Genomic DNA, 4414 nt, shown 5'->3' with positions numbered 1-4414 from the left:
GCTGACGGGCGATTTGGCGAGCCCGGGCCGGCGGATTACATTGCAACCGGGGTTTGGCTTCCGCGGCGGCAGGCCGGTCCTGAATGTCCCGAAGCCTATTGCAAAGGGTATTCGCCATGCGAATGTTCTTGCTCATTGTGGCGGTGGGGCTACCGTGCGCGAGCGCTCTGGCGACTGAACCTGCCGCGCCGGTACAAGGCGAAGATGTCAACGCCGCGATCGATCGGGGACTAGCGTTTCTCGCGCGGGACGCCGTCGCCTGGCGCGATGAACACAAGTGCGTCTCCTGCCATCACGCCAGTCTGATCGTTTGCGCGATGCGCGAAGCCAAGCTCGACGGCCGCGCCGTTGACGAGCCTCTCTTGGCGGAATTGACGAAATGGATCGCCGAATCGGGCGACGGCAAGACGGGCGTGCCGCGCCCCGACGCGGTGCCGCGCGCGTTCAACGAAAAAGCCGTATCGCTGGCGCTGGCCCTTGCCGCCGATCCAAAACCGGACGACCTTTCGCGGGAGGGAGCGCGGCGCCTCTTGGCAACGGTGAAAGAAGACCAGATCGAAAACGGCGGCTGGGCTTCCTGGCCCGAGACGCGGCCGCCAATGTTCGGCAATTCCGATGAACGGGCCACGCTGTCGGCAACCCTTGCCTTGTTGCCGGCGGCGAAAGCGGGCGATGACTCGGCCAAGCAGGCGCGCGACAAGGCCGTGACGTGGCTTGAGGGCACGCCCGCCGATGGTGACGCTCAATCGTTGGCCCTGCGCGTCGTGTTGTGGACGCGGCTCGATCGGCCGGCGAGCGAATACCAGCCCTGGGTCGAAACGATCAAACAGCGGCAGAACGCCGATGGCGGCTGGAGCCAGACGCCGGAGTTGGCTAGCGACGCTTGGGCCACGGGCCAGGCCTTGTATGCGCTTGCGCACGCGGGTCTGACATCGGCTGACGCAATCGTGGCGCGCGGCCAGCGGTTTCTGGTTGCGGCGCAGCGCGAGGACGGCTCCTGGCCGATGGTATCCCGCCCCACAAAGCCCGGCGGCGAAGGATCGACGAGCCTGATCCCGATCACCGGCGCCGGGAGCGCCTGGGGTGTGCTGGGATTGGTGCGAAGCGCCGGTCCGGTTCGTGCCCCATGAAGATCCGCGTGGGTCGCATCCTACGATGAATGTGGGTTGCCGCTCGGGGGAAAGGACTCATTGCGCCTTTCATTAAAATCGCGAAAGGTGTGACTTTTTCTCTTGGGCTCCGTATTTGCGGCTTCCTATACTCGGCGGGATTCCTGCGGATCGAGTCTCGGGCGATCCGCCATGTCAAACTGGCGTTTCACGACGCAACCGTTTGACGTCTTGGGCGGAGCACGCTAATGGGGCGGGACTTCAACGGTCGGTAACGCTGCCTTCAGGTGGCGGATTGTATTTTCATCCGACCAGGCATCGTGCGTTCGCCACGATTCGCTCGCGCGCCTAGAGGCATTCTTTTATTTCGCGCCGCGAGACGAGTCGACCCTTGCGGGATTTACATACCATTCGTTTTTCTTCTTCTCTTGGATGCTAGTGAAACCGGAACCATGACATCCATCACAAAAAAACTCGCTGCGATTCTATCGCTTCTTATCGCCATCCTTAGCTTTTTTGTCCTCCTCACGCCCGCCGCTTACGCGATCGAATTCTCTTGGGCCAGTCCCGTCTCGGGCAGCGTTCTCGATCCCACCATGTGGTCGCCCAACGGCGTTCCCGCGCTTCTCGACACGGTCAATTTCGATTTAGGGGCAACCGGCTACACCGTGTCGTTGCCGCCGAACACGTCCGCACCGGCAGTCCTGAGCGCTCTGGTCGGCAACGATACGCTCACCCTCGACCTGGGTCAGAATCGACTTGAAGTTCTCGGCGCGACGCTTCCCGCGATCAGCCTCGGAAATGCCAGCGGAGACGTCGCGAACCTCACGGTTAAGAACGGATCGGTCGCCGTGGATAATCCCCAGGGCGGCCAGGACGCCATTGGGTTCGCCGCGGGATCGACCGCAACTCTGACCATCGATGGCAGCGCCGGCAAGACAAGCCTCGGCGACAATTCGCAATACATCGGCTACGCCGGCGCCGGCACCGTTTCGGTCGTTAGCGGCGCGAGTGTCGACGTAGCGCAAACCAGTTATCTCGGCGATCAGTCCGGGACAACCGGTGCGATCACCGTCGACGGTGCCAAATCCACCTACGAGGCGGAGACGCAATACGTCGGCTATGCCGGTAACGGCAGTGTCGCGATTACCAACGGCGGCAATGTCACCGTCGACCAAAACGGCTATCTCGGTTACCAGTCCGGCACCACCGGTACGATGACCGTCGACGGTCCGAAATCGACGTACAGTGTCGGAATACTCTCCGTCGGAGAGTCAGGCAGCGGATCGATCGCCGTGACCAACGGGGGCGCGGTATCCGTGGGCACAACCCGTTTCGACGTGGGGAATCAGGTCGGCTCCGTGGGTTCCGTCAGTGTCGACGGCGCCGGCTCCAAAGTGTCGACGATCCGTAACGTCGGCAACTTTGGTACGGGAAGTCTTTCCGTAACCAATGGCGGCACGGCCGCCGCAGAATCTGTCGGCACCATGGCCGGATCGAAGGGGACCGTTACTGTTGACGGGACCGGATCATCGCTGACCGGACTGAGTTTCGTCGGCCTTTCCGGCGCCGGCAGCCTGACGGTGACCAACGGTGGCACCGTCCAGGCCGACACGGGTGGTCTTCAGGTTGGCGAAAACTCCGGCAGCACTGGCAGCGTCTCGCTAAGCGGCGCCGGCACTTCTCTAAACGCCAATGGGGTGAGCCTCGGCCATTCCGGAACCGGAACTCTCGCGCTTTCGGCCGGCGCCCAAATGACGGCGGTTGGCTTGAACGTGGGAAGCAATACGGCCTCCGGCTCTGGCGTCACCGTCGACGGAGCAGGAACGAGTTTGTCCGTCAGCAGTCTGGGGCTGGGAAGTTCCAACCTTCCGGCCGGCATCGTCACCGTGACTGGCGGCGCTAACCTCAGCGTCACATCGCTCAGCATGGGAGAGACGAACACCATGACATTCGACGGCATAGGAACGACAGGCAGCATTCAGTCCGTGAGCGAGAGCAACCCCGGCGATTTGCTCGTTATCAAAAACGGAGCGGTCGTCACAAGCAATGGGACGTTCCAATCCTCGAACACCGTTTCGTACGGGGGATCCGCGACCATCGACGGCGCAGGCTCGGCTTGGAACGTCACAAATTTGACGACCCAAAGCTCTCCCGCCGGACCGCTGGTGACCATCAGCAATGGCGGCGCGCTGAACGCCCAAACGATGCTTGCCGAGACACCCGTCAACGTCCTTACAGGTTCGTCGCTGACGGGATCGACGTCGTTGACGATCGAATCGACGCTCACCGTCGGCGCCAATGCGACGGTCAGCACGCCAGCGCTGCACCTCTTGGGCGAGGTCGACCTCGGCAGTGGCGGCTCGATTCTTGTCGGCCCGATGGCCGCCGCGATGCAAAACGTGACGCCCGCCATGAATCCGGCGCCGCCCGCAGGCACGATTCAGGTCAACACCGGCGGCGTACTGTACGGGCAAGGGGCGCTCACCGGTTCGATGCGGAACGACGGCGGGCAGGTGTCACTGATCGACCTGCAACAGGGCACGTCCAAGAACTTTCACGTCACGGGCGACTTCACTCAGACCAGCGGCACGCTGACGCTCGCGATGGCCGGCGCGCCTGCGAATGTCAGCACCGAGCTGTTCGTGTCCGGAAACGTCGCTCTGTCCGGCGTACTCGACTTGGGCTTCCTTGCGCCGCAAACTTTCCCGCTACACGTCGGGCAAACGTTTGACCTGATCTCGGCCGGCGGCAGTTTTTCGACCGCTGGTCTCACGCTCGACGCAATTCAGATAACCCTCGCCGGCGGTACCAGGCCGATGCCGGCCGGATTCGCATATACAACGCAACTCGTCGGCGGCGTCTATTCGCTGACCGTGACCTCCGTCCCCGAGCCGTCGTCGGTCGCGCTCGTGGGCTTATGCGTCGCGGGCCTGCTCCTCCGGCGAAGGACCGACACGCCCGCTGCCGATCGGCGGCGCGGATAGCACCGATGGCGTGCCGAACATCGCGCGTGACCGTGTTGTGTGGTTCGCTTCAGTGCGCGCCGGCGGCCGCATCGCCTCCGAATAGACGGTCGACGCGACGCTTGTGAACGTTGTCGGCATTGCCAGCGACGATCTCACCGCCGACAATCCAACCTACCAGCCGCTGTGCATTTGTTCGATATGACGGCGATCGCCCCCCCTGATGAGGTTGTAAATGTGGCGTGCGCAATGCTTGCGAATTATGCGCTTCCATCTATCCTAAGGATGCACGAACAGAGGCGAACGTATTTGGAGGCATCTCTCTAAGTTCAAGCGTTG

At 62.7% G+C, this 4414-nt stretch carries 2 protein-coding genes; both read left to right on the top strand.

Features of this window, described 5'->3' with window-relative positions:
- Positions 1 to 116 precede the first annotated feature (116 nt).
- Complete coding sequence (locus VHD36_11975; protein HVU88029.1) at positions 117 to 1130, top strand: prenyltransferase/squalene oxidase repeat-containing protein; 1014 nt, start codon at positions 117 to 119, stop codon at positions 1128 to 1130.
- A 431-nt stretch (positions 1131 to 1561) separates the two neighbouring features.
- A complete protein-coding gene (locus tag VHD36_11970; GenBank protein HVU88028.1) occupies positions 1562 to 4096 on the top strand; it encodes a PEP-CTERM sorting domain-containing protein in 2535 nt (844 codons plus the stop codon).
- The last annotated feature ends 318 nt before the right edge of the window (positions 4097 to 4414 follow it).

The sequence above is a fragment of the Pirellulales bacterium genome (genome assembly GCA_035546535.1).
Lineage (GTDB): Bacteria > Planctomycetota > Planctomycetia > Pirellulales > JACPPG01 > JACPPG01.
The sequence above is the reverse complement of the archived record's forward strand: the minus strand, read 5'-3'. Positions and strand labels throughout refer to the sequence as shown.